Consider the following 25767-nt stretch of genomic DNA (forward strand, 5'->3'; position numbering starts at 1 on the left):
CAGTCTGGGTGGTGTACCCAGACCCCGGGTAAAATTCATCAATGTATTCGCTGGGCTTCAGCTTTCTAACTCCCATAATCCCTCCCGTAGCTTAGAACGGAATATCATCATCAAAATCGACCGGCGGATGCATCGGGGCCTTCTGCTGGCGCCGTGCTTGCGGGCCCTGGTATCCTGCCGGAGCTGGCTGGCGCTGTGTCGGCCCATTTGACTGATAACCACCAGCTTGTTGTGCAGGCCTTTGCTGCTGAGGCTTCTGTCCTTGACTGCCATTTGACTGGCCATCCTGCCGACCATCCAGCATCTGCATTTCGTTGGCGATAATCTCTGTGGTGTAGCGCTCGATGCCGTCTTTGTCCTGCCACTTACGGGTTTTAAATCGACCGGACACAAACACCTTTGATCCCTTTCGAAGATACTCGCCGCATATCTCAGCCAGTCGGCCATACACCACAATGCGGATCCATTCAGTGCCTTCCTTCTCTTTGGTTTTCCAGCCGCATGCGATGTTGAAATTAGCAACCGCGCCACCATCTGGCATGTATCTTACTGTGGGGTCATCGCCTAAGTTGCCGATGAAGTTACATTGGTTTAAGTCGTTAGCCATCAAATGTGTCTCCAAGTTTCGCGCCTCACGATGCAGCCTATAGTGGGCTGTGAAACGCCGTATGTTTTAGCTAGTTGATATTGAGTGGCCGCACCAGATGCGTAATTGTTCCTAATTTCAGCAATCTTTTCGGCATTTAGTTTTGAGTTTACATTTCGCTCGCCAATAGCCTTGTTTTTCCTAAGTTGAGCGCGCCCCTTGCGCACCATATCAGTGAAGTTAGATCGGGCGTTTCCAAGGAATAGGTGGCCTGGATTACAGCAGCTTGGGTTGTCGCATGAGTGGCAAACCATGTAGCCATCAGGTATTGGAAAATTAGCCAGCTCCCAAGCTCCGCAATGCGCAGAGCCAGCACTTGATTGCTGGCCGGCACCAAGTCCTCCCGCACATAGCGCGTGGCATCTTCTTCGCGCATGCCTTCGCCTGGTGTTGGGCAGTCACACCAGGAATAAGTAACCTGACCAGCTTCAACATCAGTCGGCACTAAATAAATTGTTTTGTAATCTGGTTTCATTCTGCCACCTTGGCCTTCAAGGCCTGATAAACAGCACTGACATAAAGCGCCTGGTGCTCTGCATCGGCCAGCGCGTGGTGATGGGTGCCCTTGCGTTCGATGGTCTTTTTCGGGTCGATACCCAGCAGCTCACGTCCCAGGGCAACGATGGTGCGAACGCAGCGCTCGTGGCGGAATTTCCATGGTAGTTTTACATTGCATCGATTGTAGGCGTTGGCCAGTATGGCGTTATCAAAACTCGGGCCGTTGCCCCATACGTGAATATCTGAACCTTCCTCGGTGCTTTCCCATAGCCAGCCAGCAAACTCACGCAAGGTATCATCCAAATCACCGGCATCGGGGCAGGTGAGTACGGCCCGCGCTTCGGCTGATTGCTCGCTCCACCAGCGCACGGTATCTTCGTCTGCTTCCAGGCCGTAAAGCTCGCAACTGCCCCGGGTGATGGTTTGGTAAAACCCTGCGCCAAGATTTCCGGTTTCGGGGCAGAAGAACACGGCCCCCAGGCTGATAATGACAGCGTTCTTGCCGGTGCCCAGTGTTTCAATGTCGATCATTAGGTTGTTCATGCTGCTTGTTCCTTTTGCAATTTCCGGATCCTGGCTTCGACTGCAGCAACAACGGTGCTTTGCAGGTGTGGCAGTTTCAAAGCGGCCTCGCACTGTTCCAAGGTAAATGTTTTTACCCTGGCTACTTTGTCGGGCACGGTTTGCGTGTAAGTTGGGTGGCCTGCATAAAAGCCACTAAAGAATGGGTGGTCTTCGCCCTTTGGTGTTTGCGCTTCATTCTGTTTGGCATCAATCGCTGCAACAGCATCATCCCAATGGGTGAATGTGCCAATTTGTTCTGCATTAACGAAAGCAATCAGGCTGGGCCGGTACCAATAGCCCTTTTTAAAGTTGCCATCACACTCGATTTGAATTCGCGGGGCCTCTTTATGCTCTTTGCCTTTTATCCAAACATTATCCCCACGCAGTGACCAGTCATCTAACTTCTCCAGCATTTTGCGTAGTGGTTCTGGAATACTCAGCACTTCATACAGGTCATGCCGATCCTGGCTTTTCTTGGCCACTTTGGCTGGTGGTTCAACCGAAGCTGGTTCAGGCTGCACTTCGGGATCAGGCTGCGCTGCCGGTTCCTGTTCGGTTTTGCTAACCATTTCTGGTTCGTCATACGCCAGAATGGCAGCTTTAACCTGCTTGCTGGTGTAGGTTGGTTGAGCGCCAAACATAAGTTTCAGCTGGAACATCAGCATCAGGTGGTTACTGCTAAATGGCAGCTTGCCGCTTTCGATCTGCTCTTCCAGCTGTTCGCTGGTAAACTCCAGCGTGATTAACTCTGGCGCTTTGGTACCGCCATCGATGTCGGTACCATCTGGCTCTACCATTTCGTGGCTTTCCTCGATATGGGCTTCCAGTTGTACACCATCAGATGACAACTCAGGCTCTGGCAACTCTCCGGAGTTTCCGGATAGTTCGTCTGGCTCTGGCAACTGACAAGGATTGCTTGATGGTTCGCCTGGCTCTGCATCATCGGGCCGCGATTCAATGGTGGCGCTGGCGTATTGTTGAGCCAGTTCGCTGGCGCGTTGCTCGATCATGTCAATCAAAGCATTGCCTTGGGCCACCAGAGTGTCACGCTCGATGTACTGCATTGGCTGGCCGCGCCACTCCTTATCGAACACACAAATGGTAACGGCGAACCCGGCGCTACTGGCCTGGTCTTTTTTGGTAGCCGGCACAAACCAGGCTGGCAGATCAAAGCTGATACGGCCGCGAACAAAGGCGATATGATCCGCTTCCTCTGGCCACCAGACTTCACTGGTGGCGGATTTAAGCAGCAGGACAATCTTGGCGCCCTTATCGCGCTCGGCCATCACTTTGGCAATGATGTTGCGCATGCCGGTGATTGGGGTTTTATCATCGTCGTAGCTGCTGCGCGAGTAGGGCGGGTTACCAAAGGCTTTACCACCGGCCAGATCCGCTGCCCAGTCTTGTACCAGGGCGTTGTTATCAGCTGTGTAAAACTTCGGGCACTTGCTGTTCTCTCCATCCGTGAACAGGTCCAGCACGAAGGGGCCAAATACAGCATTGATGCCCCAAAACAACGCTGGGGGTGTTTGCCACTGGTCGCCTACTTCTTTCAGCAGGTGGGCCGGCTGGGCTTTTAGGGCCGCTAATGATTGGGTGTACTGGTTCATGCAGCCACCTCGCCAAATAAAAAGCTGATCTGCTCTTCAGTTACGCCGTAATAGTCAGCCATATCAGCGTTGTCTTTTACGTAGGTAACCCTGTCTCTGGCACAATCGAACAGAAAATCAAGAGTTGAATATTCATCAGCCTCCCTGGCTTCTGTGTTGCAAATGTCGTCACAGAACATATGCAGCTTATAACTGTAAGCAGATCCTTCATTAGCAATGAAAACACTCTGGTAGCTCTCGCCTTTAGCGATAGGTTTGCCACAGAATTCGCACTTGTGCTCCTTACGAGCAGTGCGAGTAGTTACTGTTGAAAAGCTCATGCGTTATCCCCTATAGATATTTCGATTAACTGGCCCTCAAGCCGGTAGTCAAATTTTCGGTTTGCCAATGCAGCGTTGATCCACGGATACCGCTGTACTATTTTCCTGATCAGGCGCTGGCTGCTTGCTTGTTTGATGTGGCCCATGTAGCTGGATATTACAGACTTGATGTTTCTGAGGCTTTCAGGTGTCGCCTTGATAAGCTCGTTTGTGACGTGGTCACGTTCCCAGGCCGAAAGGGCTTCTTTGAAATGGGTAACGACCCGCTGCCTGGTTAATGTGTGCGTTGGCCTTACTACGTAGCCGAGGAAATCAACACCATCGGTTAATGGCTTCAATCTGATATCTTGCTTGAGTTTCAGCTGCAGGCTGGCGGCAATGAATTCTTCTATCTGGTGCTGCCACTGTGTCAGTTGCGTTTTGTCCTGGTGGATAAGGACAAAATCGTCTACATACCGCAGGTAGCGCTTTGCTTTCAGTTCGTGCTTAACAAATTGATCCAGAGCATCTAGATAAACGTTGGCAAAAAACTGAGAGCTAAGATTGCCGATCGGCAGGCCACAGCCCCGGGCTGAATTTTCAAGTCGCTTATGCATAGGAACTGCGGCACGTTCTTCGGCTGAGCAGTGATATTTAGCACCTGCTTTTAACGGATGATGCTTCAGCAGTGCGTGGGTTGCATGCATCACCTGTGCTGGCGCACTGGCTTTGATCAACTTGTTTTTCAGCATGGCCCACAGCGTAGGCCGATGGATGGAGTTAAAGAAATTATGGATATCCAGCTGCAGGTAACATGCATCCGGCACTTGCCTGATAAACTGTTGGAGCCTGGTTACCGCTGCATGTGAACCTTTGCCCTTGCGGTTGGCATAGCTGTCATGGATAAATGCTGGCTCCCACAAAGCTTCAAGCTGAGGAACCAGCCAGTGATGCACAACCCGATCAGAAAAGTCCGGGGCATGAATTTCTCTGGCTTTTGGCCTGACCGCGATAAAGCAGGTGCTGGGCATTGGCTGCCAAGTGCAGTCATTCACGCTTTGCTGTAACTGCAATAGCTGGCTAGCCCAGTTGGTGTCGAATCCATACTGATTTGAGCTTGGCTTTTTGCCTTTCCGGGCTTTTACCCAAGCATCGTAGATGTGCTTTAGTGAAACGGGTTCATTGCATTGATACTCACTGGCGCGAACCGCCCGAACACAGGCGTTGTTGTCTTGGTGATTGTCATTGACATTACCGTTGTTGAAATTGACGACCCAGCGGGCCGCTGTGTTGCCGTTAACTTTATACGCCATCACACATCCTCCCAGGTAGCATGATGTTGTCTTGATTTAACCCCGGCTCTGTTGAGGTGTAACGGCCACTCAGTATCTGAGCACGCTCCGGCGATAGCTGGCCCGCCGAATTCTGACTCTTTTCACGCAATGAACGCTTCCAGCCGCCAGCACAACGGCCAACCTCATCCGCTAACCGGATAATGGCCTCAAACTGCTTAAAACTCTTAAAAGCTTTAAGCTGGCTGGCAAGCTGCAGAGATAGCTTTAACTCATCTACAGCCCAAATCAGTTCAGTAACCCAATAATGTTGACGGCCCCGGTCACGCCACACTCTGTTGCACACCTTAACTACCAGCATTGCTGCTTGTCTAAGGTCTGTTCCAAGGGTGTATTTTTGATACCGGGCAAAACCTCTTACTGCATTTTCAATATCCACAGTAAGGCGCTCCGCCTTTCTCGCAATTTCTGGTAACTTGTTAGCCGTCATCACATTACCCCAAAAAATCAAAAACTACTGACTGGCGCGAACCGCCCGAACACAGGCGTAGTAGCCCCGGAGACCGTCACCGACATGACCGTCGTAGAAATCGACGACCCAGCGGGCCGCTGTATTCCAGGCACAGGGAGTGCTGCTCCAGTACCAGTCAGATTTCGTATCCGGGAATATTTCTTCGTTGGCAGCTGGGGAATGCGTTGACCGGTCAACAATAAGCTGCAGCTCATCAATAGTTGGCAATCGCCATCCATCACCGAGTTCCGCAACTGCTTTTTCTGCATCGCTTAAATCGACATCTTCAGCCAGAGTTTTCGACCAGATCAGACCGTTCTTGGTGTCCGTCACTGTTCCATCTTCATTTTTTTCGAACTGTTCCATAGGTGTTTCCTCATTGATTAACAAAAAACAAAGTTACTGACTGGCGCGAACCGCCCGAACACAGGCGTAGTAGCCTCGGAGATTGACATCGACAACACCGCCGCCGAAACTGACGACCCAGCGGGCCGCTGTATTCCAGGCACAGGGAGTGCTGCTCCAGTACCAGTCAGATTTCGTATCCGGGAATATTTCTTCGTTGGCAGCTGGGGAATGCGTTGACCGGTCAACAATAAGCTGCAGCTCATCAATAGTTGGCAATCGCCATCCATCACCGAGTTCCGCAACTGCTTTTTCTGCATCGCTTAAATCGACATCTTCAGCCAGAGTTTTCGACCAGATCAGACCGTTCTTGGTGTCCGTCACTGTTCCATCTTCATTTTTTTCGAACTGTTCCATAGGTGTTTCCTCATTGATTAACAAAAAACAAAGTTACTGACTGGCGCGAACCGCCCGAACACAGGCGAAGTAGGCTAGGTGATCGTCACCGACAGACCCGTAGCCGAAATGGACGACCCAGCGGGCCGCTGTATTCCAGGCACAGGGAGTGCTGCTCCAGTACCAGTCAGATTTCGTATCCGGGAATATTTCTTCGTTGGCAGCTGGGGAATGCGTTGACCGGTCAACAATAAGCTGCAGCTCATCAATAGTTGGCAATCGCCATCCATCACCGAGTTCCGCAACTGCTTTTTCTGCATCGCTTAAATCGACATCTTCAGCCAGAGTTTTCGACCAGATCAGACCGTTCTTGGTGTCCGTCACTGTTCCATCTTCATTTTTTTCGAACTGTTCCATAGGTGTTTCCTCATTGATTAACAAAAAACAAAGTTACTGACTGGCGCGAACCGCCCGAACACAGGCGTGGTAGTCCTGGGGATGGTCAAGGACATCACCGTTGCCGAAATAGACGACCCAGCGGGCCGCTGAATTCCAAGCGCAGGGCGTGCTTGTCCAGTAGTACGTACTCTTAGTGTCCGGATACTTTTCTGTATCGATGGCTGGTTCATGGCGAGTGAGGTCGAGCAGAGACTCCAGCTCTTGCCGGGTAGGCAAACGCCAACATTCACCCAGCTCGGCAACAGCTTTCTCAGCCTTTTCATAGGTGACTGATTCGCCATCCAGTAGCGTGGCGCTCCACTCCAGATCAGGCTGCTGGCCAGTTACCGCCGTAAAATCAACGCCGTGAACGGATTCGCTGCTATCGTTTAATGTGATACTGACTTTGCCAGCCTTAATGTTGATAGTTGTCATGCTGCTTCCTTGGTTAGCTGTGTAGATAAACAGGCGTAACAATCCCGCCCTGAAGTTTCGCTTCTTCTTCCGCCGCACTTTTTCTGCGACTTGAATACACTGGGTTGCCGTTCACCATCACCAGGTAAATAGTTTCAACGCTCACATTGCCCCCTTAAGCTCGTAGTCGCGGCCAGGTTCGTACAGCATCCAGCTTTTGCTGGTGCGTGGACGGCCTTTCTTGTCTTTGGATTGAATAGGGGCCTTGATCCGCACTTCGGCGCGTTTTACCCCCCCCTGCAGAGCCATGGCTTTGAACTGCTCGGCAATGGCCGGCGTGCTGTATTCAGGGCTCAGAATCACCGGCTTCATTTGCCGCATGAACTTCTCGGTGGCCTCGGCCAGCGCCTGCTGGTACTCCGCATCGGTTAACGTGCGTAGGGTTTGGCCTTTTCCCACAGTGCGCTTGGTCTTTTTTAGGGCCATTGACCGGGCTTTTTCGACACTTACACCAAAGACTGCAAACATAGCTCGCCCCCCTTGCGATTCTGGTGCAGCTGGATTTCTGCCAGATCTGCAATGATTTCATCGATGCAAGCTGTCAGCTCGCTGGCGCCGTGCGGTTTCAGGAAGTTATTGCGCAGCCGCTCCAGGGCAAGCATTTTGTCATCCAGCTTTTCAACGGGCGGTAGGGCAGGCGTAACCATCAGGTTCAGCGCTTCAATCTCTGCGGCGATGGCGGCCTGGCGTGAACTGGGCTGTGGTGGCTCGGCGGCATCGATGTCGATCACTTCTTCATCACCCATTAGTGGGGCCATGTCGTAGATGGCTGCCGGTGCTGTTTCTGGTGCAGCTTCCTGCTGCTCTGGTGCATCATTTGATGCCTGGGGCGCTTCAGCGGGCTGCTTTGGTGCAGTTGCTGCCGTCTGTTCATTGGCTGCAATGCAAGCCGCCACATCACGGCTGCGGGTGCGGTACATGCCGTTTTGCTGGTAAGTGATAAGCTCCAGTTCGACCAGTTTGGTCAGCATTTGGCTGGTGGCTTGTGGCGTTAGCGCTAGGTGCTGGCGAATAGCTTTCAGGCTGCGCTGCTTGGTGCTGGCAAACTCCAGTAGGCGCAGCTCTGCAGCACTCAGTTCGTCGGGTTTTCTCATGCGTAATGCAGTCATCAGACTTCCTCCACCATTTTCATCATGTTCAAGCCTGCCTGACTGATCCAAAACCGGCCCTCATGGCTTTGTAGTAACCCCATTTGCTGCAGCTCGATAGCCAGGGCAGCGCCGCGACCAGGCTCCTGAATGCCGTGAATTTCAAACTGGATAGGTTGAAAGCAGTAGTCATCGTGGCTGCGCGGGAATGCCCGGTGCCATTCGTAGGCCATGGCCAGGCCAGCGCGCTGGCGCAGGGTTAAATCGTGCATGCGGTTCACCAACTGCCATCCTTGCTGGTGCGGTTTTATGCTCATAAGACTTCCTTGCTTTGCTGCAGCTGCCTTGGCCTGGCAGGCCTGGGTTAGTGTTGATGCAATCATGGTTACCCCCAGATCAATGCGGCACACAGCATCAGCAAGGCCACCACGGCCAGCACAACGACAAAGGTGCAATTCTCGCGCTTTGGTTTCAGGTTGATGTAGTCGGTGAGTGGTTTCATTGTGATGCTCAAAACACATATCGTGCTTTAAATATCACGTATTGTGTTTTAGGTGTCAACACGAATCGTGTTTTTGTTGTTGTGGTCAGACCAGTTGTCATGGTACAACCAGTGAAAGCCGGTGATTTGTGGATTTTTAGTTCAGAAAGGTGTACAACTTAATTGAGCGAATTTTTGCAATTTTTGCGTTTTTGGTCGATATAAATTGATGTGAGCGCTGCGATTGCTATAATCTGCAGCCGCTTTATCCGTAGAATTTTCTACGTGCTCGCAGTGAAACAGGATGAACCATGAAGCTTAATGCCATCATCATGATTATGAATACCTTCTTTGCGCCTAACCAAGGCAGCGACCAGGTTATGGCTAAAGTTATTACTCCCATTAAGCAGATCTCTGCTGAAACCAGCATTAATGACGCTGATTTTAAGGCGGAGAAGCAAGCCATTGATACGGCCGCTTCCTTTCTGCGTGAGTTGGATTTTTTAAATCTAATTGATGAGGCCAATAAAGCGATTTACTCGTTTTATGAGGATATCGATTCCTTTAAAGAGTTCCTGGCATCGTTTCAACAAGAGCACAAAGTTGATTTTGCCGAGTTCGTGGTTCGTGCTGATGGCATGACCCGTTCAATCATGGATGATATGGACGTTAAAATATCCGGGTTTGAAAGCCATGTGTTGAAGCGTGGTCCTGATATTGAAGCCCTTGCGAATGCCCAGCTGTTAAGAAAGTCATTGATTAAAGGTGGCCGCTTCTTTTCTGAGCTGACTAATTTGGTAAACCAGACTGGTTTAACTCATGTTGATATCACTGGCTCATTCTTGTCTGATGAAGATGTTGCTGCGCTTGCCAAAGATTCAGCAGCACACTTTGAAGCCATGATGAGCTGAGTACTGGATGAAGGTTGATTTATACTGCGGCGGTTTTTCAAACCAAAATTGCCACTCGGCAAAATCACTAATTGAAACGTTCAAAGAATACAAGCAAAACAACAGGTATTGGTCTTTTGGTCGTGATGTCCCATATCACAGACCACCATCTGTTACCGAGTTTAATCTCAGGCATGTTCATTTGCTAACGCTCAAAGATTACCGAGAATATGAACAGGTAAAGAAAGAGCTCTACCACCGCACCAGTGACAAGCATCTTGTGTATGCCTCCAGCCCTTATGATTACAACCACTATTTATTGATCGCCATCATTGATCCGCAAGCACATTTTACAGCACAAAACCTTAGCTTTATGCGTGGTTTAGTTGACATTTGCAATGATCACTTTGGTTAGCGCAGCACCGAGTACCAAAAAACGCGGCCAAGGACTTTGATGTGCACAGCATGTTCTGCGGGGTAGTCTTCGTCTGGGTATTCATCTTGGTTGAAGCTTCGGATCCGAATACCTCCACCAGGCAATCGATACAGCCGCTTCACTTTTAGCAGGCCTTCATGGTCCAGCGCGTACATATCACCGTCTTTGATTTTGGTGTTGCCGGTATCAATGCCAACGGTGGCCTGGTCTGGCAGAACTGGCTCCATACTGGTGCCGGTAACGGTAACGCAGGCGGCCAGCTCGGGTTGAATGTTGTAGCGCCGCAGTGTCGACTTGGCGAACCTTAGCTTAAAACCTTTCTTTTCTTTTTCCACAATACTGCCATTCCCTGCAGACAATTCCACTTCCTTGTAAAAGGGGAGCTCAACTTCATCATCACCAAGCGGGGTGTTGCTATCCCATGGGTCGAAAGACCCTAAGGTATAATTTTTATTTTTATCAATATTTTGATGGTCAGTTTCACTGTCCAGCAGGTCGTAAATTTTAATACCTAAAGCTTTACTAATGGCTTTTAGATCATCAAGCTTTGGCTCACGTTCACCACGTTCATAATTTGAAAGGCGAGACTGACCCCAACCAATCTTGGTTGTCAGTTCTTTTTGCGTTAATCCAGCAGCTTCTCTGGCCTCAACGATTCTTTTGGATACTGTTTTGGTATTCATAAGCATATTTAATCACGCTCTGTGATGCTTGACAAACAACGTTTTGTGATTTTTAATAACACGAAATGTGTTTTAACGGGGTTCTCATAATGAACAGAATCACAGAGTGGCGAGAGAAAGCAGGTATCACTCAAGCCGATCTGGCCAAACTATGTGGATGGCAAAGTCAGGGTCGAATCTCTAATTACGAGAGCGGTGCGAGAATGCCAAGCCTTCATGACTGCCGTTTAATTGTTTCAGCGCTGAAATCAGCTGGCGTCTCTTGTTGTTTCGACGATGTTTTTCCGCCTTCCGAACATGTAGCTTAAGGATACCAACCTTATGAGTAAACACACGAAAAAAGCAGCTCAAATTTTACACAGCTGCCCAATGGAGGCCGCTTACCAGTTAGGCAAGGCCAACAATGCCAGTGAGCTGGCGCGAAAGCTGGGCATCAGCCCTGTGGTGTTGGCCAATAAGCTAAACCCGCATCAAGAGTTCCACCGGCTTACCTTGGGTGAGGCGGTTGCAATTACCGAACTTTCAAACGATGACCGGATCCTTGAATCCTGGGCTCATAGCCGTGGCTGTGTGCTGGTGCACGTTCCTGATGTGGTTGGATGCGATGAAGAGCTGAGCGATCAGGTAATGAGGCTATCCGAAGAAATGGGGGAAACCATGGGCTACATCCGCCAGGCCCGATCGGATGGCGTGATCACACCAGCTGAATTTGAAGGGATTCAATCAAAAATCATCAGCATGATCCGTGAAGCTGTTGCCTTAAAGTCGCTGGTGAAAGGGCAGGTGCGCGATCTGCCGGTTTCAAGAAAAGCATAGGTTTCTTAAATATGGATGAGCTGAATTACCAAGTTAACGAATCGGGCTGTTGGATATGGCAAGGTAAAAAATGCTCCAGCGGTAGGTATGGCAGGCTTCCTGGTGGTCCGTTAATCATGGCTCATAGATATTCATTTGAATTGGCTCATGGCGACATTCCTGAAGGGATGTGTGTTTGCCATCGTTGTGACAACGGACTTTGTGTTAATCCTGAGCATTTATTTCTGGGGACGATAAAGCAGAACGTTGATGACGCTATTCAGAAAGGAAGATTCTCAGTTATGGCTGGTAAGCAAATTGGTGAGGCTAACCATAACGCAAAATATGACAGAAAATTTGCTGAGGCCGTCAGAGATTACTACCAAGATAAGAAATGTACTTTTAGCCAGTTAGCTAGTGCTTTTGGTCTCAAATCAAAGGGGCATGCTCATGCAATTGTTACAAGAAAAATTTGGCAATAACACAGAATTACCAAATAGCTTGAATGGTAAGCCTGGCACTGCAGGCGCGTATTAACCTGATTATTGCTTCAGGGTATGGATGGCAGCCAATCCGAGATGCTGCCGCTGAGCGGTGCAGTGATCAGCTTAATGCGTTGGCAACAGCGCAGAAGTTGGGTTGTAAAAGGGTTCCCGTCCCGCGCCGGGTAAGCGCGGGGTTTATTCGCCTGCTGCTTGTGTATAAAGACAGTTGCGCCTGTGCTGATAAAACAGGAAGCATTAGCCGCGCAAGGCTGGTGTGGACTGGGGAGCCATTCGGTGGGCCCTCGCAGGCAGCAGGCCGAATAAGCAGATACATCACAGCGAGGCCGCACCTTCGGGAATCCTGATACTGGAGCATCATCCGGTTGAATGGTAGGCCAGTTTAATGATGCTGATCAGCGTAATACGTTGCACCCGGCGCCAATAGAAGCGTCCCCGTACGATGGTAAGCGGGATCAGTTTATTGGGCTTGCTATTCACACTGCTCGACATGGTTCGCCACTCAAGCGGCGCCAGTAGCAAGCACCAATGAGCTGGTAACCGGAAGGTTTTTCTACGAACACGCCGGGTTAAACAGTGAGAAGCGTAGGCCACGAGTACGTGCGGTGCTAAGCAACGGCCAGTTCATTACCCAGTCAACTGCAGGACTAAAAAACCGCAGTGGCAATCACGGAACAATGAGGCGGCCCCGTGATTGCCGATCCCGCCTAGAGCCCAAACAGTGCGATGCACTGGTTCAAGCTCCATGCCGGCTGGAAGGTCGGCCCTAAATAACAACTGGGGAACGCTATGTTATCAACATTCCATATCGTCATTCTGTGCTTCTGCTGGGTGCTGCTGCTGGTGTACCTGTGGGCCCGAAACCATGATCCGCAACTAAGGCTGGTGCCATCGCTTTTGGTGGCAGTGATTGTGAGCGTAATCGCTTATTTGCCGCTGATACTGACCGGCGCGGTCAGTTGGTTTTATTCATGAGCCAGTTACTGAAATCTGGTTCAAGAACCTTAACCAGGTCGCTAAGGGGCATGGTCTTTATTGTATTTAATGGCCAGTGGTACTTTTGGAATAAATAATATGCAATTGCCTTCATACCGAAATCAATGTAGCCGTGCTGATCTTGCAGGTGATCGCCGTACTGCTACAGAGAAAAACGAAGCTGCATATCGCTTTCGAGCTTCTGGCGAAGCTGCTCATATTCTTCAGGTGTCCGCATACCAACCCCCAGGATAAAAGAAAGCCCCGATTCACGGTCGGGGCTATGGCAACTAACTAGATAGGAGTTAATCACCAATGAAAATTCTAAACCCAAGTCACCAACAGAACAAGGAAAAATAGCATGGCCAGAGCAAGAAATATCAAGCCGGCATTTTTCCTGAACGATGACCTGGCAGAGCAGAACTGTGCATTAGGCCGCTTGCTATTCATTGGCCTGTGGACCCTGGCTGATTTTAAAGGCGAACTGGAGTGGCGGGCCGGTCGGATAAAAGCCCAATTACTGCCCTATGACGAGTGCGATATCAAACAACTCGCGATTAATCTGGATAAATCTGGATTCATACGGTTCTACTCGGACGGCGACAAAATTTACATCAACATCCCGAAGTTCGACAAACACCAGAACCCGCACAAGAACGAGAAGGTATCAGGCAGTGAAGTACCGGCCTTCACTCAGGATATGCGCCAACTTGTTGATTTAAATGAACTCACGATTAATCGCGATTTATCCAGAGCGGAACCAGAGCACTCTACTAGTAATCCTGCTGATTCCCTCTTACTGGATCCTGATTCCCTCTTACCTGATCCCTTAAAAGATATTCGCACCGCTGAAGCGGATGCGCAAAAAACTGAACGGGCGAAGGCAGCCAAGGATCTGGATTATTCCTCATGGCCTGCAAAGCCATCAGCACCAGTGCTGAAAGACTGGCTTGCCATGCGAAAGACCAAACGGGCACCGGTAAGCCAAACGGTGATTAACCGGCTATCCCGTCAGTTCAACCTGGCTGCAGCTGCAGGCTGGTCGGTGGACGATTGCTTGGCCGAATGCATCACCCGGGGCTGGACTGGGTTTGAATACCAGTGGCTGGCTAACGCCAGGGCTTCCCCCCAAGCCCGAACGAAACAGCCTCACAGCTTTGAAAGCCAAAATTATGAATCGGGGGTTTTATGAATTTTGCGAGCGATATGCCAACCAAACCAGAAACCAAACACTGTGCCAAGCACGGTGATTACCAAGTGCGGTACCTGCCTATGGGTAACCGATTCCTGTTGAACGAGCAGTGCCCGAAGTGTGCGGCAGAGGCTAACGCCAGCCGTGAAGCCGAGGAACTGGCCGAGCAGAAACGCCTGGCCAGCGAGCATTTGCGCCGCCAGCGGCTGGAAGCCGGGGTGTCGGTTCGCAATTGCGATGTTGGGTTTGAGGATTATTTCCCAAACGACCAGTTTCAGGCTGCGAACCTGAAAACCATTCAGGAATTCACCCAAACCGTTGCCAGTGGTGGCCGTGGCAACATCGTGATGACTGGCGGAGTAGGCACCGGTAAAACCATGCTGGCTTGCGCGGTGGTGAATGCCCTGCTGCGCAAAGGAAAGCGCTGCCGGATTATCAAGCTGATTGACCTGATTCGCGAATTCAAAGACACCTGGCGTAAGGGCTCTGAAACCAACGAAACCAAGCTGATTAAGCATTTCTCTACGCTGGATTTGCTGGTGATCGATGAGGTGGGCATGCAGTTCGATAGCGACACCGAAAAGCTGTTTATCTTCGATGTGGTGGATGGCCGGTACCAGAACATGCTGCCCACGGTGATGATCAGCAACCTCGATATTTATGGCGTAAAGCAGGCCATAGGGGAGCGTGTCGTTGACCGGCTGCGCGAAGATGGCGGCAAGGTACTGGCTTTCCAAGGAGCCAGCCAGCGCAAATCCTTTGAAGCCACAGTGTCAGCCATGGAAGCCGTGAAGCATGCATAAATTTGAATCCGATTACCACTTAACCGAAGCGCTCAACCACCTGCAGGCGGTGAGCGCTGAAATGATGCAAATGCCAGCGGATGATCCGCGGCGTAAGTTGCTGGCCATTGATCTGTTCGGTAATGAGGTGTTGCTGGTAGAGGATAAGGTTCGGTACTTGCGCAACGTGTTACGTAACGCTGTGCAGCAATCGGAGTAGTGCATGGGTTCAGTAGCGGTTGCGTTGTCGGATTCTCAAATCAAGCGGTATGCGGACGATCCGCAGGTCGATTCTCTGGCCGACTTGCGCAACCCGCTGCAATTACGGTTTCACCGCTGCCGCACCAAAGGGACCTGGTGCCTGGTACGCTACGAGAAAGGCCGGAAAAAACGCCATCGCATTGGCTACTGGCCAGTGCTGAAAACCAAAGATGCGCAGGCCATGCTGCCCGATCTGCTAAAGCGCCTTGGTAAGGGCGAGCAGCTGCAGAGTACGGAGTTTGCCACGGTGGGCGATTTGCTGACCTGGTACCTGCAGCGCATCGAGCTGGAAACCATCAAGAGCAAGAGCCGACGCAAAGGGGTGGTCAGTGCCATTAAGCAGCATTTGATGCCCAGACTTAGCGATGTGCTGCTGTGTGACGTTCGCAAGATAACCATGGATGAAAAGCTGATCCTTCCCCTGCAAAACGCTGAGCTTAAACCTTCAACCATCCGCCAGTACTTCGCTGTGCTAAAGCGGGTGTTTGCCAGTGCGGCCGAACTGGAGCTGATTACCATCAACCCAATGGCCGGTATGAAATTCAGTGACCATGTGCAGAAACGGATCCTGCCTAAGTTCGGCAAGCTGCAGGTGCAGGATATTGGCCGGCTGGGCGCTTTGATCATGGAGTTGCCCGAGCACATCAAGCAGCTGCTGCTGTTCATGCTGATGTTTGCCACCCGCATTGGTGAAACCCGCCAGATGCGCTGGAGTTATATCGACTTTGACGCCCGGCAAATGGTGATCCCAGAGAGCATTACCAAAACCGGTGTGGTGCATGTGCTGCCACTGACTGAGCAGGCCAGCGAGCAGCTGCAGGCATTTAAACAGTTATCCAGTGGCCCTTATCTGTTTGGTGGTAAAGAGGCCATCAGTGCCAGTGAAGCAGACAAGCAGATCCGGTCTGTTTCTGGCCGCAAGTTCAGTGCCCACGATTTACGCAAGGCGGCCCGTAGTGCATGGGCAGAGCTTGGCATTGATTACTGGGTTAGTGAGCGCCTGCTGAACCATAAACCGAAGGGATTGGACTTGGTGTACATCGGTGGGGCCGATTCCTACAAGGTAAAACAAGAGGCGATGCAGCGGTACCACACTTGGCTTTTTGAGCAGTTTCAAACAGGCCAAGAGCAGGCCACGCAGAATTGCTAGAAATTAGTTGCCGCCATATATGGCAAGGGCTGTAGCGTATTTTGGCGTTTTTCAATATGGAACACACACAAGGGGTTTTTAGTGCGAATTATCGGGATAGATCCAGACCTGACCGCCAGCGGAGTGGCCCTGGTGGAGGGCAATAAAATCATCCGACTGGAGCGCGTGGCTGTTCCGGATCTGGTTTTGTGGGTCAGCAAGGAATGGGCGTATGCTCGTGGCGAGCTGGTGATCCGGATGGAAGATCCGAACCTGATTAAGCCAACTTTCCCCAGAGCAATGCCAAAGGCTAAAAACAAGCAGGCAGTGATGAACAACATCAGCCAGAAGGTTGGCCAGGTAAAAGCAGTTGCCACCATCATCATGCAGCTGCTGGAGCATGCCGGGCACCAGGTAAAGCCGGTTCGGCCTCTGCAGGGCGCTATGAAGCACCTGGCTAAGCGTGATGCAAAGTATTTTAACCAGATCACCGGCTGGGATGGCCGCAGTAACGAAGACCAGCGAGACGCTGCCTTGATAGCTTTGTTTGGGGGCTAGATGGAACTTGTCTGGCTCTTTATAGCGACCGCTGCCAATGTATTCTTGCTGGGCGTGAATAGCCAGCTGGTTCGTGATCAGCGTGTTGCAGCTTGTTTTATGGTGAGTTGGGGCATTACCGCCGCACAGTTTACATTTACTCGAGTAGTGTCAGCTGCAGATAACCCGGCAATAGCATTTTGGGTAAGCGGCTGGGCTGGAGCCATTGGCATCTGCAGCAGCATTTATTTTTACCGATGGTTTCACCCAAGGTATCAAAGTTGGTCTGCAGGTAATGGGTGGCGTCATGTTGAATGACCAGGAACCTGATTGGATGCATGGCGGTAACATACTTCGTTGCGCTCGTAAGCACATAGGCATGACGCAGGAAGAAGTGTGCATGCTGATGGATATGAACCTTGCAACCTATAAAAGGTGGGAGCAGGGTGTCACAGAGCCTGACTTCAGCCATGTGTTGCAGATCTGCGAAATCGTATTCAAGATGGACTTACTGCAAGCAATAGCACTGGCCAATCCTGAAGGAGTAGCAGCATGACATTACCAGAAATGCGAAGACTATTAAAAAACTGGGGTCGCTGGTGGGAAGCCAGGGAAACCATTCAGGGTTATGCATCCACTTCTGTGACGGCTCGGATCATCGACATAGAGCGCACAGGCATCTGGGCCAGTTCGGATAAGCATCTATTTTCGCATGGCAGTGACAGCATACGGCCGCCGCAATGGGTGGCTGATATTGATCACAAGGTCAGTTTTTTGAAGCCGGCATACATTGCCATCATTAACCGGCGTTACGTGAAGAACAGGCGATTGCATGGCAACCAAAGGCGTCTTTTGCTGCTGGCCGAGCGTGATTTGCAGGGCTTTTTGTAATGTTTCACGTGTTTTTTGTGCAGTTGCAGGCTTACAGTGTTGGCCTGTCTTTACAAGTACTGGCTTCGGGTTTATAGTTCTTGGTACTAGAAATTCTCAAGCGGTTAACCGCACCCGAAAGCCTCGCGGTTTTTTTGTGCCTGTAATTTAGGTGCAAATCCCTGTCTAATATGGCCGGGTGGAGAGGCGTTAATACAATACCCGAAAGGGGAATAGGCCCGGAGCTTCTTGAGATGCTCTAGTTGACACCCGGCTACCAGCTACTAACTGGTGGTCGATATAAACTTAAAATCTCAAGGAGGCCTCCCATGGCTCAAATATCAATCGTTCCAGATTCAGTCGTTAATATTATCGGCGATCAAGTCAAAACCACTTCCCTGAAAGTTGCTGAGTGCTTCGGTAAACGCCACGACAATGTGCTTTCAAAACTAAAATCACTGGATTGCTCGCCAGAATTCCACCTCCTTAATTTTAAGGAGGTGCTAAGAGATGTTCCTGGTGGTGATGGTGCTATCCGTAAAATGCCAATGTATGAAATGACCAAAGATGGCTTTATCTTCCTGGTGATGGGATTTACCGGCAAGAAAGCGGCCCAGATCAAAGAGGCCTATATCAACGCCTTTAACTGGATGGCTGAGAAGCTGAAAAAACAGTCATTCAGTAAAACCAGTACAGACGAACGCACAGGCCTGCGCAATGCAGTAAACCTGCTGGTTAGCAAAAAAGGTTTGATGTACCCAGAGGCTTACAACCTGATCCACCACCGCTTTAATGTAGAGCACCTGGACGAACTAACCAAAGATCAACTGCCCCAAGCTGTGGAGTACGTTCACCGGCTGGTACTGGAAGGGGAATACCTGCCCGCCAGCAGCAACCTTCTGCCAGGCTTTGCCAGCGAGCAAGAAGCCAACGCCACTTGGACAAACCTGCACGCCCTGTGCCGTCATGCGGAAATGACACTGAAAGTGTTTGATGAGTGCGGCATGCGCCGGTTCCTGCGACAGCTGGATTCGAAGCCAGGCCGCCAACTGATAGAGCATGTGCAAAGTGCGGGCAGACTGGCCGGTATGGTGCATCAAAGCTGCCAGGAGTTGATCATTCAGGCGAAAAAGTCGATTTAATTGGCAGATTTAACAATCTGATAGCAAAAAGGCTCATTTATGATCTGTTTTACACCCTTAAAAACGGCTATATTTCGCTAAGCTTGCGAGAGTTACACCTTATTCCCCAGCGCATCAAACCCCGGTCCTCAGCCGGGGTTTTTTATTGCCTGTTTATTAGGAGTTCACCATGGCTAACCTGGCATCCAAACTGGCAGCCCTTGGGCTTGGCACTGCGCTTATCGGTGGAGGTGTGTTCATTGCCAAGCATGAAGGTGAGGTGTTAGGTACTTATTCTGATCCGGTTGGCATGACTACTTCATGTTATGGCCGCGCAGATCCGTCGCATCAACTTGGCCAGGTGTTTAGTCCTGACGAGTGTGTAGCTCAGTTAGCAGAAGATATAAAGAAGCATGACCGGCAACTGACTCAGGTTGTGCGGGTTCAACTGTCCGAACAAGAGTATCAGGCTTATCTATCGTTTCATTATAATGTTGGCCCGGGTAACTTCCGCAGCTCTACCTTATTAAGAAAACTGAATGCAGGTGATCGTGTTGATGCTTGCATTGAGCTAACCCACGCCTGCAGTAAAACCCGTGGTACATGCGAAGGCTGGACTTATGCCGGTGGCCGTCAGCTGCCGGGTTTGGTAACGCGCAGGCGTGAAGAGCGCGACCTGTGCCTACAAGGAGCTTTATCACATGAAGCAAATTAAGTTCTACATCATCGGCCTGATTATCGCTGGCCTTTCGATTATGTCTGTTTCGCTGCAATCAAAACTGCATGATGCAACGACCCAGGTCGAGTACCTACAGGGCGAAGTTCAGTACAAGCAAGCTGAAGTAAATCACCTGGCCGATGCGATTGAGTTCGGTAACGCACAACATCAACTGCTGGTGGCTGATCGCAATCGACTTGCCCTGATGCGTATCGAAGCAGATCAAGAACGGGAGCGACTTCGACAAGAGCTGCAGGCTACCCGCAATCAGATCAACGAGCTGAGGCAATCCGATAATGAACAAGTGCAAATGTGGGCCAACACTACTGTGCCTGGCGATGCTTGCCGGCTGCTCAAGTGGTCCGAATGTGCAGACGGTTTACCGGACGGTGACAGTGACCGAAGCGGTTTACATGGCCCCGCCGCAGGACTTAACGCAGCCCTGCTTACCAATCGAGCGTTTTAGCGTTAGAACTAATGCAGATGGCATTGATTATTCAGTGTGGCTGGAATCAATGCTGCTGCAGTGCAATTCACGAATCAACCAGATCCGTCAGTGGGCTGCCGAACATGGGGGCCAGTAGTTATGCCAGCAAGGACAATTATGGATAAGACAACTTCAACTGTCAGCTATGTTACATCTGGCACTGTTGGCATTGGCGGTCTTGCATTATCAGAATGGGTAATGGTTATTGCTGCAGTATTCTTTGCAGCCCTGACGTTCGCAGTGAATTGGTGGTATCAGCATCGCAGAGAAAAGCGGGAGTTTGATCACTTACTTGCATTAGCAAAGCTAGATGCTGAATTCAAAGCGGCTCAGGATTTAAGAGATCATGAGCATCACATGGCCCGCATGGAAAGAATTAAAAACGGTAGCACTGAACCTTACTCAGGGCTGGATGATGCGGGCAAACTAAATGAACAAGGTAACGATGAAAGGTAAACCATGTTCGTAGATGCCAACGATAAATCCACCATGGCTGATAGTCTTGGCCGGTTTGTTCGCTGGACAGTTATTGACCAGACCACTGGCAATGAGGTTGATAAAGTTGTCCGTTGCGATGATGAGGCCGGCGTTCTGACCAGATTGGTTACTGATCAGCATGGCAATGTTCTGCTGAACGGAAGAAAGGATGATACCAGGCTGATTACTGTCTCTGGTAGTTTTAGTCTGGTGGCTCATGCCCGCTAAGCCCCCAAGGCCGTGCCGGCAACCTTTCTGTCCTGGCACCACCACCGCGGATCATGGTTACTGTGACGAGCACCAGCACTTAGCTGTTAACTGGCATACCAACCGCCATGCCGGCAAGCGCACCCGGGGCGCTAAATGGCAAGCAATACGCCAGCGGATCCTGAAGCGCGACAAAGGTTTGTGCCAGGAATGCTTGCGCGAAGGCAGGTACACCCCAGCCGCTGTAATCGACCACATAAAGCCGCTGGCAGAGGGCGGCACAGATGCAGATGATAACCTGCAGGCATTGTGTAAGCGTCACCACGACGAGAAGACGCAGCGAGAATCGAGGCGCGGCAGGGGGTAGGGGGGATCAAATCTCTATAGCCTTTCGCCAGCCTACACCGCCACCCTAGTCAAATTTTTACAGCCGCGAAATATGAAATTAAATCGGGAGCGCTCGAAATGGCAGGAACCCCCCGGAGTGGTCGGCGGGCGAAGCCGACTGCGCTGAAGTTACTACAAGGCAACGCAGGGAAGCGGGCCATCAACGGCGATGAGCCAAAGGGTGAATTGCTCAGCCACATTCCGGCATGTCCGGATTGGATCGGGGAGCTCGGCCAAGAGGCCTGGAAGCACCTAGCACCATGGTTGACTAAGAATAAAATTCTGACAGCAACTGACCTTCATAACTTGGAGGCTTTTTGCGCTGCCTATCATCGGTGGCGTGAAGCTGAAACCATTTATGCAACAAAAGGGCCGGTGGTTGAAGGCGCGACCGGTGGGCCAGTAAAGAACCCGGCGGCAACTGTGATCAATGAATCATTAAAGCAAATGACTACGTTCGGCTCTGCGCTCGGGCTTGACCCTGCCAGCCGTGTCCGTCTGGGTGGCGGTGGTGATAACCCACAGGAAAATCCATTTGCAGCTCTGCTTCAGAAGAAGGGCGGAAAATAGCGATGTTAATGAATGGCCAGGTACCCAAATGTCAACGCAGCAAACAAGTATGCGCGGGATGTTGTATCTGGGCGTATCGCTGCCTGTAAGGAAGTCCGCCAATGCTGCCAGCGACATCTGGATGATTTAAAAAGATCCGAGAAGCGAAATTACCGGTTTAAGTTTGATCGGGATGCTGCAGAACGGGCCTGTGACTTTATACAGCTGTTGCCGCACACGAAAGGCAAGTGGGCAAGAGATAAGCAGCTGATTAAGCTTGAAGCTTGGCAGAAGTTGATCATCTGCTGTGTGTTTGGCTGGCTTCATAAGAAAACCAATTTAAGGCGCTTTACAGAGGCGTACTGCGAAATCCCCAGGAAGAACGGCAAAACAGTTATTGCCGCCGGGATTGGCCTGTACATGCTGGTAGCCGATGGCGAGTTTGGCGCCGAAGTTTATTGTGGGGCAACCACAGAAAAGCAAGCCTGGGAAGTGTTCAGGCCAGCAAAGCTTATGCTGGAAAAGACGCCGGACTTAACCACTTTGGCCGGTATCGAGGTGATGGCCAAGAACATCAGCATCCCATCGGATGGAAGCCGGTTCGAGCCGTTGATCGGTAACCCGGGTGATGGTAGTTCGCCCAGCTGCTCGCTGATTGACGAGTACCACGAACACGATAAGCCAGATCTGTACGAAACCATGCTGACTGGTATGGGATCACGGGAACACCCGTTGATGTTCATCATTACCACCGCTGGCTTCAACCTGGCAGGGCCTTGTTACGACAAGCGCCGGCAAGTTCAGCAGATGCTGGATGGCGTCATGCCGAATGAAGAGTTGTTCGGCATCATCTACGGCATTGATGTTGATGATGACTGGCAGGATCCGGCTGTACTGAAGAAAGCCAACCCAAACTTTGGGATATCAGTCAGTGAAGATTACCTGCTGAAGCAGCAGCAAGACGCGATTCGTTACCCCAGTCGAACGAACAGCTTTTTGACCAAGCATTTGAATGTTTGGGTATCTGCCAGAAGCACCTGGCTAAATATGGCTGACTGGCACAAGTGCGCGGATATCGCTTTGTCGCTGGAGCAGTTTGTTGGCAAATCCTGCTGGCTGTCGGTTGACTTAGCCAGCAAAACAGACATTTGCTCGCTCGGATTCTTATTTAAAGAAATGCTGGAATCAGGCCGGATCCGCTGGACCTACTTTACCCGCAGCTATCTGCCTGAAGGTGCATTGCAGAGGGCTGGGAATAACCGGGCGGCTTATGAAACCTGGGTGAACTCCGGCCACCTGGTGCTGATGGATGGTGATGAAATTGATTTCGACCAGATCCGTGACGACATCAAAGACTTATCCAGCAAGTTCGATATCGTAGAGCTGCCATACGATCCTTGGCGGGCAACACAGCTTGCTCACCAGCTGATGAAAGACGGTGCAAACGTCATTGAGTACCGCAACACAGTGCAAAACATGAGCCCGGCAATGCGGGAGTGGGAAGCGGCCATAACCAGTGGCAGGTTCCGGCATGCTGCTGATCCGGTATTAACCTGGATGGCCAGCAATGTAGTAGCAAAGGCCGATGCCAAGGACAACATCTACCCGCGCAAAGAGCGGGATGAAAACAAGATTGATGGCATCATTGCCGGTTTAATGGCGATAGGGCGAGCCATGGTGGTATCGATGGAAGAGCCAAAGCAATCAATTTACGACACTTCGGACGTACTATGTTAACTCAACTGTTTCTGTTCATGCTGGGCCTGATAGGTGCCGGCCTGGTAAGCCTTGGTGTTTGGTTACTGCACCCAGCTGCCGGCTATATCTGCATTGGCATCTTTTGCCTGGTGGCCAGCTTTATGTACACCCGGCAGCTGGCATTTCAGCAAGCTGTGCAGCATCAGAAAAAGGCAGATAGCTAATGTTTTTACCTAACCTGTTCGGCACCGATAAAGGTGTGAATATCCGGCAGAACTGGAGCAGCTGGATCAGCTCTATAGCCAGCCGGCAAAGTGCAGCAGGGGTTATGGTGAACAATGAATCAGCGATGGGTGTTGCTGCATTTCGGGCCTGCGTCACCTTGCTGGCCGAGAGCATTGCCCAGTTACCTTGCGAGCTTTACCGCAGAACTGCCGATGGCGGCCGGGAGCGTGCCACCGATCACCCGGTGTATTCACTAATCCACAGCACCCCAAACCGCAAAGACACCAGTTTTGAATACTATGAGCAAGCGCAAGGCTCACTGGGCATTGAAGGAAATCACGTTGCATTGATTGAGCGTGATTCTTACGGTTACCCGAAAGAGTTGATCCCGGTGAACTTCAACAAGGTGAAAGTTCTGAAGGGGACCGATGGTTTGCCTTATTACCGTCTGCTGGATTACAACGAAACTGTGCCGATGCACATGATCCACCATATTAAGCATTTCAGCATCGATGGCTATGTGGGCTTGTCACCTCTGCAAACAAATACCGACACCATTGGCTTGGCTATCGCCACTGAGCAGCATGCTGCCGCAGTGTTCCAGCGTGGCGCCACTATGTCGGGGGTGATCGAGCGGCCAGAAGCAGCAGGCGCTATATCCGATCAGACCAAAGTAGATGCTTTGCTGAACAAGTTCACCGAGCGCCATGGCGGTGGCTTACGCAATGCCTTCAGCGTTGCGCTGTTGCAAGAAGGCATGCAGTACAAGCAACTGGCCATGGACAACGAAAAAGCCCAGCTTATTGAAAGCCGGGGCTTCGGTGTTATCGAGGTGTGCCGGCTTTACAAAGTGCCGCCGCACATGATCCAGCACCTGGATAAAGCCTCATTCAATAACATCGAGCACCAGGGCCTGCAGTACGTAATTTACACCTTATTGCCTTGGGTGAAGCGGCACGAAGCCGCCATGATGCGTGATTTGCTGCTGCCCGAAGAGCGCAACGATTACTACATCGAATTCAATATCTCAGGCCTACTGCGTGGCGATCAGAAATCACGCTATGAGGCCTATGCCATCGGCCGGAACTGGGGCTGGTTGTCGGTGAACGACATTCGCCGGCTGGAAAACATGCCGCCAATTCCAGGCGGTGATCGCTACTTAACTCCGCTCAACATGGTGGATTCAGAAAAGCTGCAAGGCTCACTGAATGCAACCCCAGAGCAAATGAAAGACATAGAGGACATCTTATGCCGCGTTTAATCAACTTCCCGCACATTGCGGCAATGGTGTTTGGTTCGCCGCTTTACGCCACCCCAGAACTGGTTATGGCTGTTAAATCCGTGCTGGAACCCCGGTTGCTTGGCCAGATTGCCGGTGATATCGAGCTGTCTGAAATGGATGGCGCACAGATGGGGCGCGATGAAGAGCGACAACTTCGCGGCGTTACCATTACAGGCAACCTGGCCATTATTCCTGTGCACGGCATCTTAGTGGCCCGCCGGGGTGCCATCAATGCTGCTTGTGAAGAGTTGCTGTCTTACGAGAAGCTGCGTGACCAGATCACCGGTGCCATGAACCACGAGTTGGTAAAAGAAGTGGTGCTCGATTTTCACACCGGCGGCGGCCAGGCCATTGGCTGCAAAGAAACAGCCGACTTCATCCGGGCCTGCACCAAAATCAAACCCATCACCGCGCTGGTCAATTACGCCGCTTACAGTGCTGGCTACTACCTGGCATCGGCCTGCAGTCGGATCATTGCCAGCCCTACCGCTGGCGTTGGCTCCATTGGCGTCATTATTGAAACCTACGAAGTAAGCAAGTGGGAAGAAACGGTAGGTATCAAGTACAACACCTTTTACCGCGGCGCCCATAAAAACGATATGTCACCGCATGAAGAAATTACAGATCAGGCCGTGGCTGAAATTGAAAAGCGCCTCGATCAAGCCTACGAAGGATTTGTGAATTCAGTGGCCAGTTACCGCAAGTTAAAGCCGGAAGCAGTGATGGATACTCAAGCCAAATTATACAGCGCAGAAGAAGCCCTGCAGCTTAAATTGATTGATGAAATCGCACCGGCACAAGAGGCCATTAACAGCATCGCGCTTCAATATGTTTCAAGTAACCGCAGCCGCAGCATTCGTGCCCAGGCCGCGGCCATCAACACCAGTTTGATGCTCTAGCCTGGCGGCGGAGCAACACAAC

At 51.0% G+C, this 25767-nt stretch carries 41 protein-coding genes; 24 read left to right on the forward strand and 17 right to left on the reverse strand.

Annotated features, from left to right (window positions below):
- Positions 1-91: 91 nt before the first annotated feature.
- The 15 genes from ssb to ABC502_RS07740 form a co-directional block, all read right to left on the reverse strand.
- Complete coding sequence (gene ssb, locus ABC502_RS07670; protein ID WP_345915443.1) at positions 92-607, reverse strand: single-stranded DNA-binding protein; 516 nt, start codon at positions 605-607, stop codon at positions 92-94.
- Between the two features lie 148 nt (positions 608-755).
- Positions 756-1121, reverse strand: coding sequence for a hypothetical protein (locus ABC502_RS07675; RefSeq protein ID WP_345915444.1), 366 nt, complete (start codon positions 1119-1121; stop codon positions 756-758).
- The gene (locus ABC502_RS07680) at positions 1118-1687 is read right to left on the reverse strand and encodes a 3'-5' exonuclease (RefSeq protein WP_345915445.1); all 570 of its coding nucleotides are present in this window, start codon (positions 1685-1687) and stop codon (positions 1118-1120) included. The genes ABC502_RS07675 and ABC502_RS07680 overlap by 4 nt, the downstream gene beginning before the upstream one ends.
- Positions 1684-3318 carry a phage N-6-adenine-methyltransferase gene (locus ABC502_RS07685; RefSeq protein ID WP_345915446.1) on the reverse strand — a complete coding sequence of 545 codons (1635 nt, stop codon included), beginning with the start codon at positions 3316-3318 and terminating at the stop codon, positions 1684-1686. Before ABC502_RS07685 ends, ABC502_RS07680 begins: the two co-directional genes overlap by 4 nt.
- Entirely contained in the window at positions 3315-3638 is a 324-nt protein-coding gene (locus tag ABC502_RS07690) for a hypothetical protein (protein ID WP_345915447.1), read from the reverse strand. Before ABC502_RS07690 ends, ABC502_RS07685 begins: the two co-directional genes overlap by 4 nt.
- Complete coding sequence (locus ABC502_RS07695) at positions 3635-4690, reverse strand: RNA-directed DNA polymerase (protein WP_345915448.1); 1056 nt, start codon at positions 4688-4690, stop codon at positions 3635-3637. Before ABC502_RS07695 ends, ABC502_RS07690 begins: the two co-directional genes overlap by 4 nt.
- A 229-nt stretch (positions 4691-4919) precedes the next feature.
- Complete coding sequence (locus ABC502_RS07700) at positions 4920-5243, reverse strand: hypothetical protein (protein ID WP_345915449.1); 324 nt, start codon at positions 5241-5243, stop codon at positions 4920-4922.
- 180 nt (positions 5244-5423) lie between these two features.
- Positions 5424-5786 carry a DUF1566 domain-containing protein gene (locus ABC502_RS07705; protein ID WP_345915450.1) on the reverse strand — a complete coding sequence of 121 codons (363 nt, stop codon included), beginning with the start codon at positions 5784-5786 and terminating at the stop codon, positions 5424-5426.
- Between the two features lie 33 nt (positions 5787-5819).
- Positions 5820-6182 (reverse strand): DUF1566 domain-containing protein, encoded by a 363-nt coding sequence (locus tag ABC502_RS07710; protein WP_345915451.1) that lies wholly within the window; start codon positions 6180-6182, stop codon positions 5820-5822.
- Between the two features lie 33 nt (positions 6183-6215).
- The gene (locus ABC502_RS07715) at positions 6216-6578 is read right to left on the reverse strand and encodes a DUF1566 domain-containing protein (RefSeq protein ID WP_345915452.1); all 363 of its coding nucleotides are present in this window, start codon (positions 6576-6578) and stop codon (positions 6216-6218) included.
- Between the two features lie 33 nt (positions 6579-6611).
- The gene (locus ABC502_RS07720) at positions 6612-7034 is read right to left on the reverse strand and encodes a DUF1566 domain-containing protein (protein ID WP_345915453.1); all 423 of its coding nucleotides are present in this window, start codon (positions 7032-7034) and stop codon (positions 6612-6614) included.
- A gap of 13 nt (positions 7035-7047) precedes the next feature.
- On the reverse strand, positions 7048-7179 hold the full coding sequence (locus tag ABC502_RS07725) for a hypothetical protein (protein WP_345915454.1): 132 nt from the start codon (positions 7177-7179) through the stop codon (positions 7048-7050).
- A complete protein-coding gene (locus ABC502_RS07730; RefSeq protein WP_345915455.1) occupies positions 7176-7541 on the reverse strand; it encodes a hypothetical protein in 366 nt (121 codons plus the stop codon). The genes ABC502_RS07725 and ABC502_RS07730 overlap by 4 nt, the downstream gene beginning before the upstream one ends.
- Complete coding sequence (locus ABC502_RS07735; RefSeq protein WP_345915456.1) at positions 7520-8182, reverse strand: helix-turn-helix domain-containing protein; 663 nt, start codon at positions 8180-8182, stop codon at positions 7520-7522. The genes ABC502_RS07730 and ABC502_RS07735 overlap by 22 nt, the downstream gene beginning before the upstream one ends.
- Entirely contained in the window at positions 8182-8478 is a 297-nt protein-coding gene (locus ABC502_RS07740) for a hypothetical protein (RefSeq protein ID WP_345915457.1), read from the reverse strand. The genes ABC502_RS07735 and ABC502_RS07740 overlap by 1 nt, the downstream gene beginning before the upstream one ends.
- Before the next feature lie 475 nt (positions 8479-8953).
- Here ABC502_RS07740 and ABC502_RS07745 point away from each other — a divergent pair, with 475 nt between their 5' ends.
- Entirely contained in the window at positions 8954-9553 is a 600-nt protein-coding gene (locus tag ABC502_RS07745) for a hypothetical protein (RefSeq protein WP_345915458.1), read from the forward strand.
- Between the two features lie 7 nt (positions 9554-9560).
- Entirely contained in the window at positions 9561-9947 is a 387-nt protein-coding gene (locus tag ABC502_RS07750) for a type II toxin-antitoxin system YafO family toxin (RefSeq protein WP_345915459.1), read from the forward strand.
- Here ABC502_RS07750 and ABC502_RS07755 read toward each other — a convergent pair.
- Entirely contained in the window at positions 9944-10651 is a 708-nt protein-coding gene (locus ABC502_RS07755) for a S24 family peptidase (protein ID WP_345915460.1), read from the reverse strand. The two genes, ABC502_RS07750 and ABC502_RS07755, sit on opposite strands and share 4 nt — an antisense overlap.
- 89 nt (positions 10652-10740) lie before the next feature.
- Between ABC502_RS07755 and ABC502_RS07760 the strand changes: the two genes are divergently transcribed.
- The 3 genes from ABC502_RS07760 to ABC502_RS07770 are packed head-to-tail and all read left to right on the forward strand — an operon-like array spanning position 10741 to position 11928.
- Positions 10741-10959: a helix-turn-helix transcriptional regulator gene (locus ABC502_RS07760; protein WP_345915461.1), complete on the forward strand. Its 219-nt coding sequence runs from the start codon at positions 10741-10743 to the stop codon at positions 10957-10959.
- Positions 10960-10972: 13 nt separating this feature from the next.
- Positions 10973-11467: a phage regulatory CII family protein gene (locus ABC502_RS07765; RefSeq protein ID WP_345915462.1), complete on the forward strand. Its 495-nt coding sequence runs from the start codon at positions 10973-10975 to the stop codon at positions 11465-11467.
- A gap of 11 nt (positions 11468-11478) precedes the next feature.
- Positions 11479-11928, forward strand: a complete 450-nt coding sequence (locus tag ABC502_RS07770; RefSeq protein ID WP_345915463.1) for an HNH endonuclease signature motif containing protein — start codon at positions 11479-11481, stop codon at positions 11926-11928.
- A gap of 378 nt (positions 11929-12306) precedes the next feature.
- On the opposite strand, the gene ABC502_RS07775 is transcribed toward ABC502_RS07770, so the two are convergent.
- On the reverse strand, positions 12307-12441 hold the full coding sequence (locus ABC502_RS07775; protein ID WP_345915464.1) for a hypothetical protein: 135 nt from the start codon (positions 12439-12441) through the stop codon (positions 12307-12309).
- A gap of 297 nt (positions 12442-12738) precedes the next feature.
- On the opposite strand from ABC502_RS07775, the gene ABC502_RS07780 reads away from it, so the two are divergent.
- The 19 genes from ABC502_RS07780 to ABC502_RS07870 all read left to right on the forward strand — a co-directional run bounded on the left by ABC502_RS07780 (position 12739) and on the right by ABC502_RS07870 (position 25745).
- Positions 12739-12924, forward strand: coding sequence for a hypothetical protein (locus ABC502_RS07780; protein ID WP_345915465.1), 186 nt, complete (start codon positions 12739-12741; stop codon positions 12922-12924).
- 361 nt (positions 12925-13285) lie between these two features.
- Positions 13286-14116, forward strand: a complete 831-nt coding sequence (locus ABC502_RS07785; protein ID WP_345915466.1) for a hypothetical protein — start codon at positions 13286-13288, stop codon at positions 14114-14116.
- The gene (locus tag ABC502_RS07790) at positions 14113-14919 is read left to right on the forward strand and encodes an ATP-binding protein (protein ID WP_345915467.1); all 807 of its coding nucleotides are present in this window, start codon (positions 14113-14115) and stop codon (positions 14917-14919) included. Before ABC502_RS07785 ends, ABC502_RS07790 begins: the two co-directional genes overlap by 4 nt.
- On the forward strand, positions 14912-15118 hold the full coding sequence (locus tag ABC502_RS07795; RefSeq protein WP_345915468.1) for a hypothetical protein: 207 nt from the start codon (positions 14912-14914) through the stop codon (positions 15116-15118). Before ABC502_RS07790 ends, ABC502_RS07795 begins: the two co-directional genes overlap by 8 nt.
- Before the next feature lie 3 nt (positions 15119-15121).
- Positions 15122-16309: a tyrosine-type recombinase/integrase gene (locus tag ABC502_RS07800; protein WP_345915469.1), complete on the forward strand. Its 1188-nt coding sequence runs from the start codon at positions 15122-15124 to the stop codon at positions 16307-16309.
- Positions 16310-16390: 81 nt separating this feature from the next.
- A complete protein-coding gene (locus ABC502_RS07805) occupies positions 16391-16846 on the forward strand; it encodes a hypothetical protein (RefSeq protein ID WP_345915470.1) in 456 nt (151 codons plus the stop codon).
- Between the two features lie 205 nt (positions 16847-17051).
- A complete protein-coding gene (locus tag ABC502_RS07810) occupies positions 17052-17381 on the forward strand; it encodes a helix-turn-helix transcriptional regulator (RefSeq protein ID WP_345915471.1) in 330 nt (109 codons plus the stop codon).
- On the forward strand, positions 17378-17716 hold the full coding sequence (locus ABC502_RS07815) for a hypothetical protein (RefSeq protein ID WP_345915472.1): 339 nt from the start codon (positions 17378-17380) through the stop codon (positions 17714-17716). The genes ABC502_RS07810 and ABC502_RS07815 overlap by 4 nt, the downstream gene beginning before the upstream one ends.
- Before the next feature lie 308 nt (positions 17717-18024).
- On the forward strand, positions 18025-18837 hold the full coding sequence (locus ABC502_RS07820) for a Rha family transcriptional regulator (RefSeq protein WP_345915473.1): 813 nt from the start codon (positions 18025-18027) through the stop codon (positions 18835-18837).
- Positions 18838-19006: 169 nt separating this feature from the next.
- Positions 19007-19531, forward strand: a complete 525-nt coding sequence (locus tag ABC502_RS07825; RefSeq protein ID WP_345915474.1) for a lysozyme — start codon at positions 19007-19009, stop codon at positions 19529-19531.
- Positions 19518-20000 carry a hypothetical protein gene (locus ABC502_RS07830; RefSeq protein ID WP_345915475.1) on the forward strand — a complete coding sequence of 161 codons (483 nt, stop codon included), beginning with the start codon at positions 19518-19520 and terminating at the stop codon, positions 19998-20000. Before ABC502_RS07825 ends, ABC502_RS07830 begins: the two co-directional genes overlap by 14 nt.
- Positions 20001-20138: 138 nt before the next feature.
- Complete coding sequence (locus ABC502_RS07835; protein ID WP_345915476.1) at positions 20139-20477, forward strand: phage holin; 339 nt, start codon at positions 20139-20141, stop codon at positions 20475-20477.
- A 3-nt stretch (positions 20478-20480) separates the two neighbouring features.
- A complete protein-coding gene (locus tag ABC502_RS07840; RefSeq protein ID WP_345915477.1) occupies positions 20481-20726 on the forward strand; it encodes a hypothetical protein in 246 nt (81 codons plus the stop codon).
- Positions 20716-21072: an HNH endonuclease signature motif containing protein gene (locus tag ABC502_RS07845; RefSeq protein WP_345915478.1), complete on the forward strand. Its 357-nt coding sequence runs from the start codon at positions 20716-20718 to the stop codon at positions 21070-21072. Before ABC502_RS07840 ends, ABC502_RS07845 begins: the two co-directional genes overlap by 11 nt.
- 98 nt (positions 21073-21170) lie before the next feature.
- The gene (locus tag ABC502_RS07850; protein ID WP_345915479.1) at positions 21171-21662 is read left to right on the forward strand and encodes a phage terminase small subunit P27 family; all 492 of its coding nucleotides are present in this window, start codon (positions 21171-21173) and stop codon (positions 21660-21662) included.
- 12 nt (positions 21663-21674) lie between these two features.
- Positions 21675-23378, forward strand: a complete 1704-nt coding sequence (locus tag ABC502_RS07855; protein WP_345915480.1) for a terminase TerL endonuclease subunit — start codon at positions 21675-21677, stop codon at positions 23376-23378.
- Positions 23372-23563, forward strand: coding sequence for a hypothetical protein (locus tag ABC502_RS07860; protein ID WP_345915481.1), 192 nt, complete (start codon positions 23372-23374; stop codon positions 23561-23563). The genes ABC502_RS07855 and ABC502_RS07860 overlap by 7 nt, the downstream gene beginning before the upstream one ends.
- Positions 23563-24825 carry a phage portal protein gene (locus ABC502_RS07865; protein ID WP_345915482.1) on the forward strand — a complete coding sequence of 421 codons (1263 nt, stop codon included), beginning with the start codon at positions 23563-23565 and terminating at the stop codon, positions 24823-24825. Before ABC502_RS07860 ends, ABC502_RS07865 begins: the two co-directional genes overlap by 1 nt.
- Positions 24813-25745 (forward strand): S49 family peptidase, encoded by a 933-nt coding sequence (locus ABC502_RS07870; RefSeq protein ID WP_345915483.1) that lies wholly within the window; start codon positions 24813-24815, stop codon positions 25743-25745. Before ABC502_RS07865 ends, ABC502_RS07870 begins: the two co-directional genes overlap by 13 nt.
- Positions 25746-25767: the final 22 nt, after the last annotated feature.

Source organism: Alkalimonas sp. NCh-2, assembly GCF_039631345.1.
Classification (GTDB): domain Bacteria; phylum Pseudomonadota; class Gammaproteobacteria; order Enterobacterales; family Alteromonadaceae; genus Alkalimonas; species Alkalimonas mucilaginosa.

Coding starts and splice junctions, on each gene's coding strand:
- ssb (WP_345915443.1), bottom strand. CDS start 607: ATGGCTAACGACTTAAACCAATGTAACTTCATCGGCAACTTAGGCGAT.
- ABC502_RS07675 (WP_345915444.1), bottom strand. CDS start 1,121: ATGAAACCAGATTACAAAACAATTTATTTAGTGCCGACTGATGTTGAA.
- ABC502_RS07680 (WP_345915445.1), bottom strand. CDS start 1,687: ATGAACAACCTAATGATCGACATTGAAACACTGGGCACCGGCAAGAAC.
- ABC502_RS07685 (WP_345915446.1), bottom strand. CDS start 3,318: ATGAACCAGTACACCCAATCATTAGCGGCCCTAAAAGCCCAGCCGGCC.
- ABC502_RS07690 (WP_345915447.1), bottom strand. CDS start 3,638: ATGAGCTTTTCAACAGTAACTACTCGCACTGCTCGTAAGGAGCACAAG.
- ABC502_RS07705 (WP_345915450.1), bottom strand. CDS start 5,786: ATGGAACAGTTCGAAAAAAATGAAGATGGAACAGTGACGGACACCAAG.
- ABC502_RS07710 (WP_345915451.1), bottom strand. CDS start 6,182: ATGGAACAGTTCGAAAAAAATGAAGATGGAACAGTGACGGACACCAAG.
- ABC502_RS07715 (WP_345915452.1), bottom strand. CDS start 6,578: ATGGAACAGTTCGAAAAAAATGAAGATGGAACAGTGACGGACACCAAG.
- ABC502_RS07720 (WP_345915453.1), bottom strand. CDS start 7,034: ATGACAACTATCAACATTAAGGCTGGCAAAGTCAGTATCACATTAAAC.
- ABC502_RS07730 (WP_345915455.1), bottom strand. CDS start 7,541: ATGTTTGCAGTCTTTGGTGTAAGTGTCGAAAAAGCCCGGTCAATGGCC.
- ABC502_RS07735 (WP_345915456.1), bottom strand. CDS start 8,182: ATGACTGCATTACGCATGAGAAAACCCGACGAACTGAGTGCTGCAGAG.
- ABC502_RS07740 (WP_345915457.1), bottom strand. CDS start 8,478: ATGAGCATAAAACCGCACCAGCAAGGATGGCAGTTGGTGAACCGCATG.
- ABC502_RS07745 (WP_345915458.1), top strand. CDS start 8,954: ATGAAGCTTAATGCCATCATCATGATTATGAATACCTTCTTTGCGCCT.
- ABC502_RS07750 (WP_345915459.1), top strand. CDS start 9,561: ATGAAGGTTGATTTATACTGCGGCGGTTTTTCAAACCAAAATTGCCAC.
- ABC502_RS07755 (WP_345915460.1), bottom strand. CDS start 10,651: ATGAATACCAAAACAGTATCCAAAAGAATCGTTGAGGCCAGAGAAGCT.
- ABC502_RS07760 (WP_345915461.1), top strand. CDS start 10,741: ATGAACAGAATCACAGAGTGGCGAGAGAAAGCAGGTATCACTCAAGCC.
- ABC502_RS07765 (WP_345915462.1), top strand. CDS start 10,973: ATGAGTAAACACACGAAAAAAGCAGCTCAAATTTTACACAGCTGCCCA.
- ABC502_RS07770 (WP_345915463.1), top strand. CDS start 11,479: ATGGATGAGCTGAATTACCAAGTTAACGAATCGGGCTGTTGGATATGG.
- ABC502_RS07775 (WP_345915464.1), bottom strand. CDS start 12,441: ATGTCGAGCAGTGTGAATAGCAAGCCCAATAAACTGATCCCGCTTACC.
- ABC502_RS07780 (WP_345915465.1), top strand. CDS start 12,739: ATGTTATCAACATTCCATATCGTCATTCTGTGCTTCTGCTGGGTGCTG.
- ABC502_RS07785 (WP_345915466.1), top strand. CDS start 13,286: ATGGCCAGAGCAAGAAATATCAAGCCGGCATTTTTCCTGAACGATGAC.
- ABC502_RS07790 (WP_345915467.1), top strand. CDS start 14,113: ATGAATTTTGCGAGCGATATGCCAACCAAACCAGAAACCAAACACTGT.
- ABC502_RS07795 (WP_345915468.1), top strand. CDS start 14,912: ATGCATAAATTTGAATCCGATTACCACTTAACCGAAGCGCTCAACCAC.
- ABC502_RS07800 (WP_345915469.1), top strand. CDS start 15,122: ATGGGTTCAGTAGCGGTTGCGTTGTCGGATTCTCAAATCAAGCGGTAT.
- ABC502_RS07815 (WP_345915472.1), top strand. CDS start 17,378: ATGACATTACCAGAAATGCGAAGACTATTAAAAAACTGGGGTCGCTGG.
- ABC502_RS07820 (WP_345915473.1), top strand. CDS start 18,025: ATGGCTCAAATATCAATCGTTCCAGATTCAGTCGTTAATATTATCGGC.
- ABC502_RS07825 (WP_345915474.1), top strand. CDS start 19,007: ATGGCTAACCTGGCATCCAAACTGGCAGCCCTTGGGCTTGGCACTGCG.
- ABC502_RS07830 (WP_345915475.1), top strand. CDS start 19,518: ATGAAGCAAATTAAGTTCTACATCATCGGCCTGATTATCGCTGGCCTT.
- ABC502_RS07835 (WP_345915476.1), top strand. CDS start 20,139: ATGGATAAGACAACTTCAACTGTCAGCTATGTTACATCTGGCACTGTT.
- ABC502_RS07840 (WP_345915477.1), top strand. CDS start 20,481: ATGTTCGTAGATGCCAACGATAAATCCACCATGGCTGATAGTCTTGGC.
- ABC502_RS07845 (WP_345915478.1), top strand. CDS start 20,716: ATGCCCGCTAAGCCCCCAAGGCCGTGCCGGCAACCTTTCTGTCCTGGC.
- ABC502_RS07850 (WP_345915479.1), top strand. CDS start 21,171: ATGGCAGGAACCCCCCGGAGTGGTCGGCGGGCGAAGCCGACTGCGCTG.
- ABC502_RS07855 (WP_345915480.1), top strand. CDS start 21,675: ATGGCCAGGTACCCAAATGTCAACGCAGCAAACAAGTATGCGCGGGAT.
- ABC502_RS07860 (WP_345915481.1), top strand. CDS start 23,372: ATGTTAACTCAACTGTTTCTGTTCATGCTGGGCCTGATAGGTGCCGGC.
- ABC502_RS07865 (WP_345915482.1), top strand. CDS start 23,563: ATGTTTTTACCTAACCTGTTCGGCACCGATAAAGGTGTGAATATCCGG.
- ABC502_RS07870 (WP_345915483.1), top strand. CDS start 24,813: ATGCCGCGTTTAATCAACTTCCCGCACATTGCGGCAATGGTGTTTGGT.